This is a genomic window from Bacillus sp. FSL W7-1354, assembly GCF_038002405.1.
GTDB lineage: Bacteria > Bacillota > Bacilli > Bacillales > Bacillaceae > Bacillus > Bacillus paralicheniformis.
The window spans coordinates 3566896-3582899 of the sequence record NZ_JBBOCL010000001.1 but is presented as its reverse complement, the minus strand read 5'-3'; the positions used below and the strand labels follow the sequence as shown (position 1 = coordinate 3582899).

The 16004-nt window shown below is 44.2% G+C and carries 16 protein-coding genes and 1 pseudogene; 6 read left to right on the top strand and 11 right to left on the bottom strand.

The annotated features are described in order from the left end of the window. Window positions 1-46 precede the first annotated feature (46 nt). On the top strand, window positions 47-313 hold the full coding sequence (locus tag MKZ04_RS18260) for a hypothetical protein (protein ID WP_020449946.1): 267 nt from the start codon (window positions 47-49) through the stop codon (window positions 311-313). Between the two features lie 119 nt (window positions 314-432). Here the strand turns inward: MKZ04_RS18260 and MKZ04_RS18255 are convergent, their stop codons facing one another. The 4 genes from MKZ04_RS18255 to MKZ04_RS18240 all read right to left on the bottom strand — a co-directional run bounded on the left by MKZ04_RS18255 (window position 433) and on the right by MKZ04_RS18240 (window position 3388). After that, window positions 433-624, bottom strand: a complete 192-nt coding sequence (locus MKZ04_RS18255; RefSeq protein WP_003178500.1) for a YbxH family protein — start codon at window positions 622-624, stop codon at window positions 433-435. Between the two features lie 16 nt (window positions 625-640). Continuing rightward, on the bottom strand, window positions 641-889 hold the full coding sequence (locus MKZ04_RS18250; protein WP_003178498.1) for a sigma-G-dependent sporulation-specific acid-soluble spore protein CsgA: 249 nt from the start codon (window positions 887-889) through the stop codon (window positions 641-643). A 71-nt stretch (window positions 890-960) separates the two neighbouring features. After that, entirely contained in the window at window positions 961-2187 is a 1227-nt protein-coding gene (locus MKZ04_RS18245; protein WP_145654056.1) for an MDR family MFS transporter, read from the bottom strand. After that, entirely contained in the window at window positions 2171-3388 is a 1218-nt protein-coding gene (locus tag MKZ04_RS18240) for an ATP-grasp domain-containing protein (RefSeq protein ID WP_145654055.1), read from the bottom strand. Before MKZ04_RS18240 ends, MKZ04_RS18245 begins: the two co-directional genes overlap by 17 nt. 122 nt (window positions 3389-3510) lie before the next feature. Between MKZ04_RS18240 and MKZ04_RS18235 the strand changes: the two genes are divergently transcribed. The 5 genes and pseudogenes from MKZ04_RS18235 to MKZ04_RS18215 all read left to right on the top strand — a co-directional run bounded on the left by MKZ04_RS18235 (window position 3511) and on the right by MKZ04_RS18215 (window position 9637). Then, entirely contained in the window at window positions 3511-4401 is an 891-nt protein-coding gene (locus MKZ04_RS18235; protein ID WP_023857718.1) for a LysR family transcriptional regulator, read from the top strand. A 482-nt stretch (window positions 4402-4883) separates the two neighbouring features. Continuing rightward, window positions 4884-6498: pseudogene (locus tag MKZ04_RS18230) on the top strand (ATP-binding protein). After that, the gene (locus MKZ04_RS18225; RefSeq protein ID WP_023857716.1) at window positions 6491-7171 is read left to right on the top strand and encodes a response regulator; all 681 of its coding nucleotides are present in this window, start codon (window positions 6491-6493) and stop codon (window positions 7169-7171) included. The pseudogene MKZ04_RS18230 and the gene MKZ04_RS18225 overlap by 8 nt, the downstream one beginning before the upstream one ends. Window positions 7172-7173: 2 nt before the next feature. After that, complete coding sequence (locus MKZ04_RS18220; RefSeq protein ID WP_023857715.1) at window positions 7174-8133, top strand: tripartite tricarboxylate transporter substrate binding protein; 960 nt, start codon at window positions 7174-7176, stop codon at window positions 8131-8133. A 205-nt stretch (window positions 8134-8338) separates the two neighbouring features. Further along, a complete protein-coding gene (locus MKZ04_RS18215) occupies window positions 8339-9637 on the top strand; it encodes a citrate:proton symporter (protein WP_023857714.1) in 1299 nt (432 codons plus the stop codon). Between the two features lie 43 nt (window positions 9638-9680). Here MKZ04_RS18215 and MKZ04_RS18210 read toward each other — a convergent pair whose 3' ends face one another. The 7 genes from MKZ04_RS18210 to MKZ04_RS18180 form a co-directional block, all read right to left on the bottom strand. Next, a complete protein-coding gene (locus MKZ04_RS18210; protein ID WP_212791767.1) occupies window positions 9681-9863 on the bottom strand; it encodes a hypothetical protein in 183 nt (60 codons plus the stop codon). A 163-nt stretch (window positions 9864-10026) separates the two neighbouring features. After that, a complete protein-coding gene (locus tag MKZ04_RS18205; protein WP_023857711.1) occupies window positions 10027-11397 on the bottom strand; it encodes an amino acid permease in 1371 nt (456 codons plus the stop codon). A 302-nt stretch (window positions 11398-11699) separates the two neighbouring features. Beyond that, on the bottom strand, window positions 11700-12410 hold the full coding sequence (locus MKZ04_RS18200; protein ID WP_123032489.1) for a YjjG family noncanonical pyrimidine nucleotidase: 711 nt from the start codon (window positions 12408-12410) through the stop codon (window positions 11700-11702). A 22-nt stretch (window positions 12411-12432) separates the two neighbouring features. After that, the gene (locus MKZ04_RS18195; RefSeq protein ID WP_050820849.1) at window positions 12433-13380 is read right to left on the bottom strand and encodes an aminoglycoside phosphotransferase family protein; all 948 of its coding nucleotides are present in this window, start codon (window positions 13378-13380) and stop codon (window positions 12433-12435) included. Between the two features lie 63 nt (window positions 13381-13443). Beyond that, a complete protein-coding gene (locus tag MKZ04_RS18190; RefSeq protein ID WP_341046573.1) occupies window positions 13444-14313 on the bottom strand; it encodes an aminoglycoside 6-adenylyltransferase in 870 nt (289 codons plus the stop codon). Window positions 14314-14548: 235 nt separating this feature from the next. Further along, window positions 14549-14686: a hypothetical protein gene (locus MKZ04_RS18185; protein ID WP_153247060.1), complete on the bottom strand. Its 138-nt coding sequence runs from the start codon at window positions 14684-14686 to the stop codon at window positions 14549-14551. Between the two features lie 178 nt (window positions 14687-14864). Continuing rightward, window positions 14865-16004: an erythromycin esterase family protein gene (locus MKZ04_RS18180; RefSeq protein ID WP_116523378.1), complete on the bottom strand. Its 1140-nt coding sequence runs from the start codon at window positions 16002-16004 to the stop codon at window positions 14865-14867.

Sequence of the window (16004 nt, the reverse complement as noted above, 5' to 3'; positions counted from 1 at the left end):
ATGGGAATAACATCTGCAAACACCTAATCAGAAAGGGGTTATGACCATGAAGCAAAAGAATCTGATCTCAGGTCTCGCCGTTGCCGCCGGAGTCACCGCATATATGCTCAAAGACGAAACAAGAAGACAAAAACTGAAATCGTACTTGCAAAGCGTCAAAGAAAAGATCCCTTACTTTTCGGAAAAACACAACGTAGATTCATTCCCGGTTGAAAAAGCAGGCCATCCGTCTCCGCATGATATCGAAGATAACAAAATGGTATCGGAAGGATCCATGTACCCTGTTCAATACTACGATGAAAAGAAAAAATAGCGATGCATGAGCTGTCATATTTATGGCAGCTTTTCTGCTGCCTTGTAAAAACTGCAAGCGGATGATAGATATCAAAAAATCCAAAAATAAAAGCCGCCCGTCGGCAGCCTCTTCAAACCTTATATTTTATTTTCATAGCAATAATGATTGACAAGCTCTTCAATTAAATCATGTTCTGGAAACTCTCCGTGAAACTCAAAGGGAATCTCCTCGACAAACCGGCCGCGCCGGTATACATGGATGGCGCCGTTTTGTCTGGTCACGCTGTATTCCGGTTCAAACGTGTATCCGTTCCGCTCTATTGCACCCATTGTTCATGCCCGCCTTTCAAAACAACAGTTCATACACTTCGTTTAATTCTCTTGTTCGTTTATGGTCCTGTTCATTCAGCGCATATTTCATCTCATGTTCAAGCACTTGATTCAGAAATTCCATTTCCCGCTCCTCCAAGTGCTCGACAAACTCTTCCTCATTGGCATATCGCCCGGAAACGATTTTTCTGTAAATGTTTTGTCCTATGCCGTGTTCAAGGTGATTCGACAGTGACTCACGGAGGTAGCCCAATGTTGTGTCCATGATTCAATCTCCTTTTTTACCTTATAGGTTGGGTGAATTCTTGATGATTCATGCATGAGCGGCCTAAATTTTCAATAAGAAAAAGGCGATACACCATGATGCTGTGCAGATAAAAACTTTCTCCTTCCCAGATGGTAGGCACCTAGAGCGAAGAAGACTGAACACGCAGCAATGAGAAAGACGGCTTTTCCCCCGTACAAGGCAAGCATCATTCCCCCCAGCCAAGGCCCTAAAAATTCACCGATGTTGTATAAGTTTTGCATGCCGTAATACGCGCCCTTCATATGATCCGGAGCAAGCTCGTCCAAAAGGACATTCATTGAAGGAAAACATAAAATTTCGCCGATTGTCAGAACAAACATCGAAAGCATAAAAACAATCCAGCCATTTGCGACAGAAAAACCGACATTCCCCAACATGCAAAAAACGGTTCCAATTGATATTGTTGTTAAGGATTTATACTTCTCAAATAAACGGGTGAGCGGCACTTGTAAAAGGATGACCGTCACTGCGTTTAACGTAATTAAAGTCGAAAATATTTTAACTCCGTTTGCAAAGTCGTTATTTAAATACTGCAGCAAAGTACTTTCCATTTGCGAATAGCTGAACAAAAAAAGGATGCCGCCGGCTATGTAAAATCGAAGAGCCTTGTCTTGCTTTAACGTTTTCAAAACGGAACCTGCCTGAATTTTTTCAGAAGCGGTTTTTGTCTCTTTCACCGTGATCAGCCGAATCATCATCAAGCTTAAAAGTGCAGCATAGCCAAAATAGACAAGCCCTGTGATGATAAACGGCGTTCCGGTTTTGGCAAGACCGAAATAAGTGCCTAATAAAGGTCCGACAGCGGCTCCAATATTAATGGCCAAATACCGTAAAGAGAAAATGCGGAATCTCATCTCCCGTTCCGATAACTCAGCCATCAAAGCCTTTGACACAGGTTCAAAACACGAATGGCAAAGCCCGCTTAAAATATTTAGCAATAAAAACCACATGAAATCATGGACAAGTCCAAAAAGAATGAATACAAAGCTCCAAATGAAAATGGATGAAAGCATCACTTTTTTTCTGCCGATTTTATCTGAAAGCGCTCCTCCGACTACCCCTCCTACAGTGCTTGAAAAATAGCCGAAACCGATCACAAGCCCGATGGTTCCAAAATCGGCTCCCGTTTTCATATGAAGATAGAGTGCCAAAAACGGGGTTGTCATCGACTTAGCCGCCTTTGTGACAAGCGTGCCTATCAGCAAAAATCGGATCAACGGGTGAAGGCGGCTGAATGCTTTAAATTGCGCAAACATCCGAAGTCTTTTCCCATTCGGTATGATCATGAAACCACGTTGCAAGCCAGCTGATGCGGCCGCTTAATTCGGCTTCTGTGTGCCCGGTAATCAAACAGCCTGCTATTGCGTCTACACTGGAAGACGAGCCGTGGAACCTGTCTCCGGCTTGAGCGAAAATATTTTGTTGCGCTAGCCAGTCTGTAGCTGGTGCCGGCTTGATTTCTTTCAGCACGCCGTCTTTTGGTGGAATCAACAGCCAGCCGCTTAGGCGGCGCGGATTGTTGTTCACCGCCGGAATATGAAAGTCCAAGCCGCATTGCGCTTTAACACACGCTTCATTGATATCAAAGCCGAAAGTCTGCGCAGTAGCTTCGCGGACCATAGCGCCGCCGGTTCTGCTGGCCACTTCACAAAACACCAGTTCATCATCCGGTGTATGAAACACTTCAGCATGGAATGTTGTAATATCCGGAACTGGAAGGGCAGCAAGCGCTTTTTGAACAAAATCAGTCAACCGCCGGGTGAGCGGATTTTCCCGTTCAAACTGGAGGCTGCCTAAAAACTGTTGTTCCTGAAAAGCCAGACATCCGTTGATATAACGCGACGGCCAGCTGAGGACAGTCTCTCCATCAAGGATCAGACCGTCTATATGATACATATCCCCTTCGATAAACGACTCAACCTCCAGATGATCAGGAAGACCTTTCGAAAGAAAATTCCACACGTCCTGCCGATCCCTTAAAACGGTTGTATCAACAGACCCCGATCCGCAAATAGGCTTAACGACCACAGGAAAACCGAAAGTTTGAACAAACGTATATAAGTCGGCCGCCGAGTCGATTTTCTTAAAGTCCGGAACCTTTACACCGGATTTTCTGACCTGCTCTTTCATTAATATTTTGTTGCGGAACAACAGAGCGCTTTCGTAAGACTGCCCTTTTATACCCAAAAGCGACCTCAGCTTCCCCGCCCTCAACATATCAAATTCTGATGATGCAATAATCGTTTTAAAGTGATACGTTTCATTCAGCTCCAAAGCACGCATCTCGATGCATCCATTAACCGGATAATCGTCAAACGCTTCGATCACATCATAATTTCTGCATTCATCCGCACGATCGGTTGAAGTCAGCATGGCCACCGGTTCGTTCAATTCCTCCAGCCATACATCATACGGAGACTTGCAATAAGCTGTTTTATTTAGGATAAGCGTACTCATAGCCGTTTCTCCTTTCTTGTAAAACATGTTGTTCAACTTTATAATAGTAAAAGTATTTAGATAACTCTAATATATCTTTATTTGATATTGATAACTTTTATTTATAAATAGAGGTGTGAAATATGAATCTTCATGCACTGCGATTGTTCTATTCGGTCGCGGAAACAGGCAGCGTCACCCAAGCTGCCAAACAGCTAAACATCAGCCAGCCTGCCGTCACCTCCCAAATTAAGAAATTAGAACGCGAGATCGACTGTACCTTATTCGTTCCTAAAGGCAGGGGGATTCTGCTGACACAGTCCGGCGCAGAGCTTGCAAAACAGGCAAAGCGGCTGTTTTCACTTGAAAAAGAAATTGAATTGTACGTGGAACAGTTAAGGGAAGGGTCAATTGGAAAACTGCGTATTGCCGCCACCTTCCTCCCCGCCAATTATTTGCTGCCAAGATGGCTCAGCCGCTATAAAAAGCTTTATCCTGGAACAGATGTGGAGATTTCGACCATTAATTATCAAAAGGCTATCGATCAACTGGTTAATTATGAAGCAGATATCGGCTTTATTGGGGGCATTACGGAGTTCAGCCCGCTGCTTAAAGGAGAATTACTTTTTGAAGATGACATGTTGTTCGTAGTCAATCAAAATCATAAGTTTGCCTCACAGCACGTGGCATTAGAGGAGATTGTAAAAGAACCCTTCATCTTTCGCGAGGAAGGAAGTTTTTCGCGGAAAAAATTGATTTCGCTGTGCAACCTGCATAACGCGGGAAAACCAAATATGGGCGTACAAATAAACGGATTAAACGAAACAATCAGAACAGTTATGGAAGGATACGGTGTAACATTCGTATCCGCTCTTGAAGTAAACGAATATATCGCCCGAGGAGACATCGCAAAGGTTCATGTTGATAAAGCCGTAATAAAGAACCCGATTTCACTATGCGTAAGGACGGAGGATCATCTATCTCCATCTGCCCTTAACTTTATTCAAATGATCGATTCGACCGATGAATGTTAAATCATTTTAAACGTACGTCATCTTTCACTCTCCGTTAAACCGGGTTCTAAAGCTCGACCGGCTGGTGAACGCCGTAAACTGCCGGGATTGTATTGTTGAATATTAATGAGCGCATGTTTTGTGAGTTGTTTTAGTAGTCAACAGCAGTAGACGGGCCGCCACAATGTGCGAATCAAAAGATTTTCCATGATATGCAAGGGCGGTGTTCGCGCGGGCGGCAGCTTCCTCCAATCGTCATGCGAAGATCCGTCCTGCGGCCGGAGGCAGACTTCCTTCTGGATTTAGATCTATATGTGGGATAAAGCCGGATTCCAGCTTAAAAAACTAACAGCCCACTGTCCTAAAACTGATCCTGCATTATGAAATCATCACTTATAAGATATACTTGCATTTTTCGTTATCTTACAAAGGATATTTTAAAAATGCCAAAATTTCCGAATAAAAAGTGGTATGATTTTTGGTAGAAAGGACGGCTGGTGTCTGTGCTCAAAAAACGGGTCAATTTTTCTCTCCAAACAAAAATTATGGGCTTGATTGCAGCACTGCTTATCTTAGTAATCGGCTTGCTGACAGTCACGTTTGCCGTTCAGCAAACAAAAGAAGGAAGAAAACAGTCCGAACAGCTTGCAGTTCAGACTGCAAAAACCATTTCTTATATGCCCCCTGTAAAAGAGCTCTTTCAAGAGAAGCGCGGGCATAAGGGAGAGGCGCAAGAGGTCATTGAACAAATGAAAGAACAGACCGGCGCCTATACTATTTATGTCCTCGACGATAAGGGAGAGATCAAAATCGCCTCGGAAAAGAGAGGGGAAGCGAAGCTGACAAGAAGCAGGAAGATCTTGTTCGGCGGCTCTCACATCTCTGAAACAAAAAACGATGACCGAATGGTGATCAGAGGAAGTGCGCCGATTATCCAGGAACAAAGTGGTTACAGCAAGGTTATCGGCAGTGTGGCTGTTGATTTTCTGTTAAACGAGACAGAACAAGGCATTAAAGAGAATGTGAGAAAATTGAGCTTCATGGCTGTTCTCGTTTTGCTCTTAGGATTTGCGGGTGCCGCCGCTCTTACCAAAAGCATTAGAAAAGATACGCTTGGTCTTGAACCCCAAGAGATTGCATCTCTTTACCGGGAACGAAATGCGATGCTGCGTGCGATTAAAGAAGGGATTATTGCCACCAACCGTGAAGGAGTCGTCACAATGATGAACGTATCGGCAGCAGAAATGCTTAAGCTTCCCGAACCTGTGGTCGACCAGCCAATTAATGATATCTTGCCCGGAGCCGGACTAATGTCTGTCCTTCATCAGCGGCAGATGTTGTTGAATCAGGAGGTCAGCGTCAACGATCAAGTCTTTATTTTAAATACAAAAATGATGCTCCAAAACGGTCAAACTTACGGAATTGTCGTAAGTTTCCGTCAAAAAACCGAGTTAAAAAGGCTCATTGACACGTTGACAGAGGTGCAAAAATACTCTGAAGATCTCCGCGCGCAAACACATGAATTCTCAAATAAGCTTTATGTGATCCTAGGTCTGCTTGAGCTAGGTGAGTATGAAGCAGCGATCGACCTGATTAAAGAGGAATACGCCATTCAAAATGAACAGCACGATATTTTATTCAAAAACATTCATTCACAGCAGGTGCAGGCTATCCTGTTGGGCAAAATGGGAAAGGCTTCAGAGAAAAAAGTTAAGTTGTCCATTGATGAAAACAGTACGCTTGAGCCGCTTCCTGAACATATCGGGATGTCTCATCTCATTACGATCATCGGGAATTTAATTGATAACGCTTTCGAAGCCGTAGCTGAGCAAAATGTGAGGCTTGTTTCATTTTTCATCACGGACATCGGCCGCGATATTGTCATAGAAGTGGCTGACACAGGATGCGGCATAGCGCCTGATAAGATGAAAGCCATCTTTGAACGAGGATATTCTTCAAAGGGGATGAAGAGAGGCTACGGGCTGGCCAACGTAAAGGAATCTGTACGTGAACTTTGCGGTTGGATAGAAGTGGCCAATCAAAAAGGCGGCGGAGCGGTATTTACCGTTTTTATACCGAAGGAGAAGCAAACACGAGAGGGGGAATCCATTTGATTGATATCGTGATCGCGGAGGATGATTTCCGTGTAGCGCAAATTCATGAAAGATTAATCGAACAGCTTGATGGATTCAACATTATCGGTAAAGCGGCAAATGCCAAAGAAACAATGGAAATTCTCGAGGTCCGAAAGGCCGACTTGCTGCTGTTGGATATTTACATGCCGGATGAAATGGGCACAACATTGATTCCTGTCATTCGAAACCGGTTTCCGGAAGTGGATATCATGATCATCACAGCAGCAACCGAAACATGCCATTTACAGGAATCGCTACGGGCGGGAATTGTGCACTATTTGATTAAGCCTGTGACTGCCGAAAAATTCAAACAGGTGCTGCTTCAATATAAGAAAAAAAGACAAACACTGCTTTCTCAGCCACAGGTCAGCCAATCAATGATTGACCAAATCTTCGGAGACTGCTCCAGCGGATCACGTCAAGCTGAGGATTTGCCGACAGGTATCAATTCGATTACACTGCAAAAAATCAGGGATGTTCTGCGAGATGCAGCTAAAGGAATGACAGCCGAAGAACTCGGTGAAAAAATGGGGGCTTCACGTACAACAGCCCGCCGCTATGCCGAATATCTCGCGTCAAAAGAAGAAGCGCGCGCTGAGCTGGAATACGGAATTATCGGCAGACCGGAGAGAAAATACTATTTGGCGGATGAATAAACATGAAGAACTTTTCGATCATAATGATTTGTCTATTGATCTTAATTTCGGGAGATGAAAGACAATCGTCCGCCCCGCGTCCCCCGGGAGGGCAGGTTGAAATCGTCGTACCCGCTGAGCCTTCGGGCGGCTGGGATTTAACGGCTCAGGCGATACAATCCGTCCTTAAACAAAAACAAGTGATAAAAAGCGAAGCGAAGATCGTTTATAAACCCGGAAGCGGCGGTGACAAAGGCTGGAAGTATATAAATAGCAGCGATACGTACACCATCGGCATGACATCCAGCTTAATGCTGAGCAATTACATTCTCGGACAGAGCAAACTGAAAACAGACGATTTCACCCCGCTGGCGATTCTTGCAAAAGAATGGCAGACGATCGCTCTTCCAAAAGGAGCGAAAATAAAGAACGGAAAGGATTTACTGAATGAGATCAAAAAAAATCCCGGAAAGGTAAAAATCGGTTTTTCCCCCGGACTTGGAAATGATGACCAGCTGTCATTCGTCAGGGCAGCCGATATGTACGGAGTTGACCCTTTTAACATTCAATACTTACAGTATGAAAGCAGCGAAGAGCTCATTCAGGCGCTTATCAGACATGAAATTGACGCCGCTTCGATGACTCTATCAGAAGCCAAAACATATGAACGGAGCGGCAGTATCACACTTGGGGCTGTTACTTCAGACAAAAGGCTTCCCGCTTATCCACATGTACCGACGTGGAAAGAGCAAGGCATCCCGTTTGTGTTTTCCCATTGGAGAGGTGTACTAGGCCCGAAAAATATGACCAAAGAAGAAATCTCCTACTGGGATCAAGTGTTTAAAAAGATCACATCTTCGCCGGAATGGAAGCAGAAAATAAATGAACAGGAATGGGACAGCTATTATTTAAACAGCAAGGAAACGAAACGATTCCTTGAGGAGCAATCAGTATTTTATCAAAACATCATAGCTGGAGATTAACCGGGTATTTCGCGTCTGCGGAATACTTTTTTTATGTATTTAAAAATGGCCAAAAAGAACAAAATGGTTTTAAAAAATTAAAAATACATAAAAACCAAATTATTTACTTCAGAAAGTTCTTCTCATATGATGACAAAAAGGCAAGGCTTAAGGGGAACAGGAAAGATAAAATGTAAGCGGATTCATATAAGGGGGAAGAATAACTGTGTTAGCAATTTTAGGCTTTTTCATGATGCTTGTGTTTATGGTATTGATCATGACAAAACGGCTTTCTGTCCTAACGGCATTGGTCTTGACACCGATAGTATTTGCGCTGATCGCCGGATTCGGATTCAGCGATGTCGGCGACATGATGATTTCGGGGATTCAACAGGTCGCGCCAACCGCCGTTATGATTATGTTTGCAATTTTATATTTCGGGATTATGATTGATACTGGACTGTTTGATCCAATGGTCACAAAAATATTAAAAATGGTTAAAGGCGATCCGTTAAAAATCGTCGTCGGCACTGCGGTGCTCACGATGCTAGTCGCATTGGACGGAGACGGATCAACAACATATATGATTACAACGAGCGCGATGCTCCCGCTCTATTTGCTGCTTGGCATCCGCCCGATTATATTAGCGGGAATCGCAGGAGTCGGCATGGGGATTATGAATACGATTCCATGGGGAGGCGCAACACCGCGGGCAGCGAGTGCGCTCGGAGTTGACCCGGCTGAATTGACCGGCCCGATGATACCTGTCATTGCAAGCGGCATGCTTTGTATGATCGGAGTTGCGTATATGCTCGGAAAAGCGGAGCGAAAACGCCTCGGCGTGATTGAACTCAAACAGCCGGCTGGTGCCAATGAAACGGCCGCTGCTGCGGAGGATGAGTGGAAGCGCCCGAAGCTTTGGTGGTTCAACTTATTGTTGACGCTTTCATTGATAGGGCTTCTCATATCAGGAAAAGTAAGCTTGACCGTTCTGTTTATTATCGCGTTCTGCATCGCATTGATTATCAATTATCCAAACCTCGATCATCAGAGACAGCGAATTTCGGCGCATTCGAGCAATGTATTGGCTATCGGCTCAATGATATTTGCCGCAGGGGTCTTTACCGGAATACTAACAGGCACAAAAATGGTAGATGAAATGGCGATTTCGCTTGCGTCTATGATTCCTGAACAAATGGGCGGCTTTATTCCGATGATTGTGGCCTTAACAAGCGGCATTTTTACTTTTCTGATGCCGAATGACGCGTATTTTTACGGAGTGCTCCCAATTTTATCAGAAACCGCTGTCGCATACGGTGTTAATAAGGTCGAAATTGCAAGAGCCTCCATCATCGGCCAGCCGATTCACATGCTGAGCCCGCTTGTGCCTTCAACACATTTGCTTGTTGGGCTTGTCGGGGTTTCCATCGACGATCATCAAAAATTTGCGATAAAGTGGGCAGTGCTCGCTGTTATCGTGATGACAGGATGCGCGCTTCTCATCGGATCCATATCAATTCATTGATTGTGTTGTTATGAGGTCGATACACGTGTTGCGGCAAACCTTTTCACATAGCGGCTTTTTTCAGCTTGCAGAGACGCTCCTGTTTTCTGCGGGCTTTTTTCTTTTGGAAAGAAAAAGACCTCCCTAATACCTTTTCATAAGCCTTTACTGTGTGGCCTGGCTTCTTCACTTGAATCACAACATCTTTCGGACCCGGTGTTGGATATGCCATTGCTTGAAATGGCACCCAGAGGCGCCCGCCGGAGTGGGCGGGTTTCTGCTCATCATTGGCGCCCGTATTGAAACACAGCCAAGCTTACAAAAAAAGAACCAGAAGCTGGTTCTTGAGCATAGCACCTAAGAGGGCTGCCAATAACATCTCGACAGCCCCAAGCGCCTTAAAAATTTCATTATTTATTCTCATCAACTGAAGCACGCTTGCCAATTCCAAACACATAATAGCTGCCGGCAACAACCGCAAGGAAAATAACCCCGACAATCAGTGACACGCGTGTGTCATCGTTGAACCACATGCCCACCAATACCATCAGCAGGAAACCAATCGTCAAATAGTTCGTCACAGGGGCGAAAGGCATTTTGAAAGGATGTTTGTCAATTTCAGCCCCTTTTGCTTTTCTGAATCCGATATGACTGAGCAGAATGACAAACCACGGAATCATCCCCGGGAGCACGCTCGCACTGTATACATACACAAAAATATTAGGCGGCGCAATATAATTTAAAACGACGCCGATTGCCAAACCGAACAGGACTGCGATCGTCCCGTATAAAGGCACGCCGTTTCTGGAAATCTTCGTAAAGAATTTTGGCGCTTGCCCGTTTACTCCCAGTGTATAAAGCATGCGGCCCGCACTGAAAATGCCGCTATTGCAGCCGGACATTGCCGCCGTAATGACGACGAAGTTAATAATGCCGGCTGCCGCCGTAATTCCGACTTTCGCAAAAGTGGATACAAACGGACTTCCAATTGCATTCAGCTCATCCCAAGGATAAACTGTGACAATCACGAAGATGGCGCCAATATAGAAAATTAAAATACGCCAAATAATACTTTGGATCGCGTGTCTCAGCGTGTTTTGGGGATCTTTTGCCTCCCCCGCCGTAATTCCGATCAGTTCGACCCCTTGATAAGCGGCGATGACTAGTGACAGCGCAAAGAAGAATCCTGAGAATCCACCTGTAAAGAAACCGCCGTGCGACCAAAGGTTTGAAAACCCGATCGCTTGTCCGCCGTTGCCGAATCCGAAGAAAATAATCCCGAGCCCCGCTACAATCATTAATACAATTGTAACAATTTTAATCATCGCAAACCAAAATTCAAACTCACCAAATGATTTAACAGAGACAAGATTTGCTCCTCCAAGAATCGCCATTGCGATAATGCCCGGTATCCAAGCGGGCAGATCCGGAAACCAGTACTTCATGTACTCCCCGACTGCGATGATCTCGGACATCCCGACAATCACCCACTGAAACCAGTTGCTCCACGCGGTTATATATCCAGCCAACGGGTGTATATATTGATGGCCGAATGTCGCAAATGAACCGGTGCTTGGCTCTACATATAGCATTTCCCCCATTGCACGCATAATAAAAAAGATAAAAATTCCGCAAATGGCATAAGCAAGCAGGACGGAAGGTCCTGTCCACTTTATCGTGCTAGAAGATCCCATAAATAAACCGACGCCGATAGTGCCGCCAAGCGCAATCATTTGGATGTGGCGTGCGCCCAGGCCTCTCTTCAATTCCTTGTTCGCCACTTCTTTTCCTCCTCTTACACGGCTGATGTCACCCCAAACTATATGATGACAAAGCATCTTCATCGTATTAAGTAGTAATAAAAATCTAATAATTCCAATTAACTATTTACCTCAAAATTTACTTATTCCATCATAATAAATTCCCTCAAAAAATACAATTGTTTTTTTCAGGAGAACAAATTTTACTCTGTCTATTTGTTAGAAAACAACTATCCCAATATAAAGAATATTCTTATAATATTAGCGAAATGGAAAAAGCAGTACGCATCTTGAATCACCAATCAAAATGCGCCCGTTTTCCCTTATGAACAATAGCCGGCTTTTTTAATGTTTAAAATATTATACAACTCATCAAGTTTTTGTATTTGATAGGTTGGTACAATACCAGTGTCATTTGCTAACATGCCCGGATTCATCCAGCATGTATCCAATCCGGCCAGCCGCCCCCCTTTTATGTCCGCTGTCAATGAATCCCCGATGATCAGCCCTTGATCGGCAGAAAAATGAGGAATTCGTTCAAAAACGTAATCAAAGTATTCTTTCATCGGTTTTTGAAAACCGGTGTCCTCTGAAACAAAAATCCCTTTAAACATCGGGTATAATCCCGAAGCTTGCAGACGCTTATACTGCGTTTTTGAAATACCGTTCGTCACGATATATAAATCATATTGATCCTGCAGGCTTTCAATTAATTCAAAAGCACCGTCTATCAGTTGATGCCCTTCTTCAAGGAAGCTGCGATACTTCTCCTCAAGCAAAACGCCGTCAGCCTCTAGACCATATTCTTTGAATAAAAGGGAAAAACGCGTATTGACCACTTGGCCGCGGTCTATCTCCCCTTTTTCAAACGCCCTCCATAAACCTTGATTGATACGTCTATAATTCGCTTCTATTTCAGCTGTTAAAGGAATTTGCTGTTCCTGAAAAAGCTTCCGCAGTGCTGACTTTTCCGCTGCACCGAAGTCTAATAGTGTGTCATCCACATCAAAAAATAAAGTACGATAATTTTTCACAGATGTTCCTCCATTTAGCTTTTTAACAGTCGATCTTGCTGTCCTCTATGGCCTCAAGCTCGTTTTTCAGCAAGCTCATCGTCTCTGCCTTTTCATTTTCTGTCTGAATGTCAAACGCCAGCTGCTCTGTAAACTCCCATATGTCCTCCAGTCTTCGCCTGATCTGATAAAACCGCAATGCGTTCTGATCAATTTCAAACCCTTTATGAGTCTCGCGATAAACCCGCAAAAACTCTTGTACATACGGTTGATTGGCAAAAAACATCAGATCCGCTTCAACAGGGGCCAATTTCAAGCCCTCCCAATCGATCAGAATCAATTCCCCGCCCGTTTTCATCATATTCCATCCATGAATATCTGTATGGCACAAAGCCAATCTTCTGTCGCTGCATTTCAAATCATCCGCCAGGGACAAGGCTGCCTCCATCATCTCGCGGATTGATCCGATGTAGGGTTGAATGAGTGGCGCCAGCTCACAAGGAAGGTGATCAAGCCATTGTTTCATCTCGCCTAAAAACGAAATATCATAGTTTTCTTTTATTCTTTCTGTCTTCACCGGGATCGTCTCGTCATATCGGTGCAGCTCCGCTATGATGCTGGCGAGCTTCTTCGCGCAGCCTTTGCCGAGCGGCCGGCCACCAATGGTTTCCCCGGCGATGTATTCATAAAGCACATAAACCGCATCATCATCTTCGCACTTGTATTCTCCATTTGTTGTTAAAAGCGGCACAGGCAGTTTCCCGCTGAGAGCGGTGCGGTCACTCAGCCACCTGAGAACAGGCATATAATCATCAATCAGAGCCGTCCATTTCGCTGTCGATGCCCTATTTTTATCATACACTTTTAGAAAGAAAGCGGCTTTTCCATCGGTTACTTGATAAGCGAGTGCTGTCCATCCCCCTTGCTCGGGAGAAATGTTCACACTGTCGATTCCATAATGCTCCTTCAATATCTTTTTAAGACTGAACATGGCGTTCACCTCCGCAAAAAACACACTCCCGGCTCACCTGCCGGGAGTGCGGCCATCATCTGATTAGTCAATTACCTTTGCATCAGGCTTCAGCTGCTGAACGCGTCTCACGTACTGTTTGACTTTCTCGGCTTCTGCGAAAAGATATTGTTCAGCCAGATGTTCAGCGACTGCTGCCGATGTCTCTTCAAACAGATCCCACATCTTAAACAAACTGTTCCATACACGCTCATAATCAGCTGGCGGATACGTCTCCAAAAGCCTTTCCCACGTATTTCGATCAACATAGCGATCAAGAAACTTTGCATTCTTGCCTATGCTCAGCGAAAAGCCCGTTTCAAAACCGACCTTCCATTCGAGCATTTTCAGCAGCATGGCCCTGATGAGGTTTAAATGATCGAGTGCATAAAGAATTTCCTGCCGCCACAACCCTTTGGCCACATATGTCGACGTCCACCAAAATTCATTGCAGCAGTCGGCGAAGCATTGCGGGGACGGTTTTTGCACCCAATATTCCCGATCCGTCGGCGGCGGGATAACGGGCAGGTCCTGATCCTTATCGAGCAGGATCACGGTTAATCCGTCTTCCCGGCAGTATTCCAGCTTTTCTTCAAGAGGCACAAGAATCAAATCAATGCGGCTACCGTCAGTAAATAACATCAAATAAGAAAAGCGGTTGCCAAGCTCATTCGGAAACAGCTCCATCGCTTCCGGCGTCTGCATGATGATCCGCTCCCCAAAAACGTCAACCCAGCCCGGCTCATCAAGAAAAGACTGCATATCTGTTACAACATAGACCATATCATAATCGCGAAAAGGGTCTTTCGGAACATTCGGATTCGTCCGCGAACCGTTCATACCGACCGCTCTAACGCGGTCGTCCTCCCGTGCGACCTTCAGCACCAAATCGATGATTTCCTGCTCTGTACGCATGTATATCAACCTCCTCTTTTTAATGGTTATAGAAAAACTTGATGAGGAGGTCCGCGATTACGTGGTTATATGAAATGCTCAGGAAACGTCGTCATCAATATACCCTCCCTCTTTTAACGAATGGCTTTCAGATCGTCTTCAAGGCGATCCAGCTGTGAAGAAAAGCCTTCGGCCATCCCTTTATCATGATTTGTTGAAGATCTTCCTCTCAAGAAACTGTGAACGCGTTACCAATTTACCTTTGGAGTTCTTCATATTTCTCCTCAACCACCATCTCCGGCATCTCGGGAACAGGATTCCCTTCCTCATCTGCCGAACATATCTTTTCATGGATGTCCTGATAAACGCCTTTACCAAAAGTTAATACGTCCATGAAATTACCCTGGGTCTGACTTGTGCACTCTATGCAATAATCCCATTCACCATTGAAAACCAAAAAAACAGCTTTCAGTTTTCCTCCCTTTGGCCGCCACCAGCAATTTAATATAACGAAAAAGTTCTTTTCCCAACAAAAAATTCCTATAAGAGGTTATGCTTAACCCGTCAACATCCTATTCAACATTAACAACTGCTGGGGTTACTTTTTTAAAGAATAAAACTCCGTCATACTGTTGAACCGGCTTGAAAGAAATACGCAAGCCTCCTCCCTCAAAAGCCTTCCACTTTTTTTCCCCCCACTTTGAAGCACATGGTATAAAAAAATTGGGATGGGGTGAATTGCTGAGCAGCCACTCCATGTGCTTTTTGTTAACTTTTTTGATAGGATGATCGCCTCCTTGGTTGTCACCCATTCTTCCTTCTCCCGCGTAAAGACCAATAACAAAACTGTCCTCTTTCATAAATTCCGGAAGGTTTTCTACAAATGATCGATATGGTGAAAACCGATTGACGCTGCTTTGTTTTTTGATGTGAAGGTTGTGAGCCCAAATGATAAATTTCTCATCAGGATAAACATGCTGAGATAAAAATTCAAGATTCTTCGCCATTAATTCATCACGATATTCAAACAATTTTGAAAAACCTTTTGTAAAATTCGCCTTAAAATAATTGAGTCTGTTTTTCATCGTCTGTAACACGACATCACGAAGCATAGCAGAGGGGAAAGTCTGTTTTTCAAGCTCCCTTATCAGTCCTTGGCCTATTCTTTCAATTTCTTCTACTGTTTTCCTAAAACGCCGCTTTAACATATAATCTTTATCGAGCATCTCATTTGTACGCGTATCAAATGTTACAAACGTTTTCCTGAGATCCCCTGTCAAATGCGAACGCATGTAGGAGGAAAAGTGCTTATCCATGCTCTGCTGAACATCAACGCCTGTTAAATGCAAAGGCTGCCGCTGTTGGGTTTCCTTCATATACTCAAACAAATCGAGCATAAATTCGTTGTGCCAAACTTTCCCGATGGAACCGGACATATTTTCTTTGGCACTAAGTTCTTCTGTAAGATAATTTCCTATGCTGCAATCTCCCAATTCACTTTCGAAAGCAAGAATACGAAATCCTAATTCCTGATGCAGATATTTGATCAAGCTTGCCTTCGCCTCAATATATTCTTTGACGCAATGGCTGCTTTCTCCGAGAAATACAAATCTTTTATTTCCCAATATCTCTTTTAAAAAGTCAAATTTATAACCATCAACCCCTCCAATATTAATCGACTCATCTCTTATTTCATCAAATAAATCATTCAC

Coding starts and splice junctions, on each gene's coding strand:
- MKZ04_RS18235 (WP_023857718.1), top strand. CDS start 3,511: ATGAATCTTCATGCACTGCGATTGTTCTATTCGGTCGCGGAAACAGGC.
- MKZ04_RS18220 (WP_023857715.1), top strand. CDS start 7,174: ATGAAGAACTTTTCGATCATAATGATTTGTCTATTGATCTTAATTTCG.
- MKZ04_RS18255 (WP_003178500.1), bottom strand. CDS start 624: ATGGGTGCAATAGAGCGGAACGGATACACGTTTGAACCGGAATACAGC.
- MKZ04_RS18240 (WP_145654055.1), bottom strand. CDS start 3,388: ATGAGTACGCTTATCCTAAATAAAACAGCTTATTGCAAGTCTCCGTAT.
- MKZ04_RS18190 (WP_341046573.1), bottom strand. CDS start 14,313: ATGCGTACAGAGCAGGAAATCATCGATTTGGTGCTGAAGGTCGCACGG.
- MKZ04_RS18185 (WP_153247060.1), bottom strand. CDS start 14,686: ATGGACGTATTAACTTTTGGTAAAGGCGTTTATCAGGACATCCATGAA.
- MKZ04_RS18195 (WP_050820849.1), bottom strand. CDS start 13,380: ATGTTCAGTCTTAAAAAGATATTGAAGGAGCATTATGGAATCGACAGT.
- MKZ04_RS18250 (WP_003178498.1), bottom strand. CDS start 889: ATGGACACAACATTGGGCTACCTCCGTGAGTCACTGTCGAATCACCTT.
- MKZ04_RS18260 (WP_020449946.1), top strand. CDS start 47: ATGAAGCAAAAGAATCTGATCTCAGGTCTCGCCGTTGCCGCCGGAGTC.
- MKZ04_RS18245 (WP_145654056.1), bottom strand. CDS start 2,187: ATGTTTGCGCAATTTAAAGCATTCAGCCGCCTTCACCCGTTGATCCGA.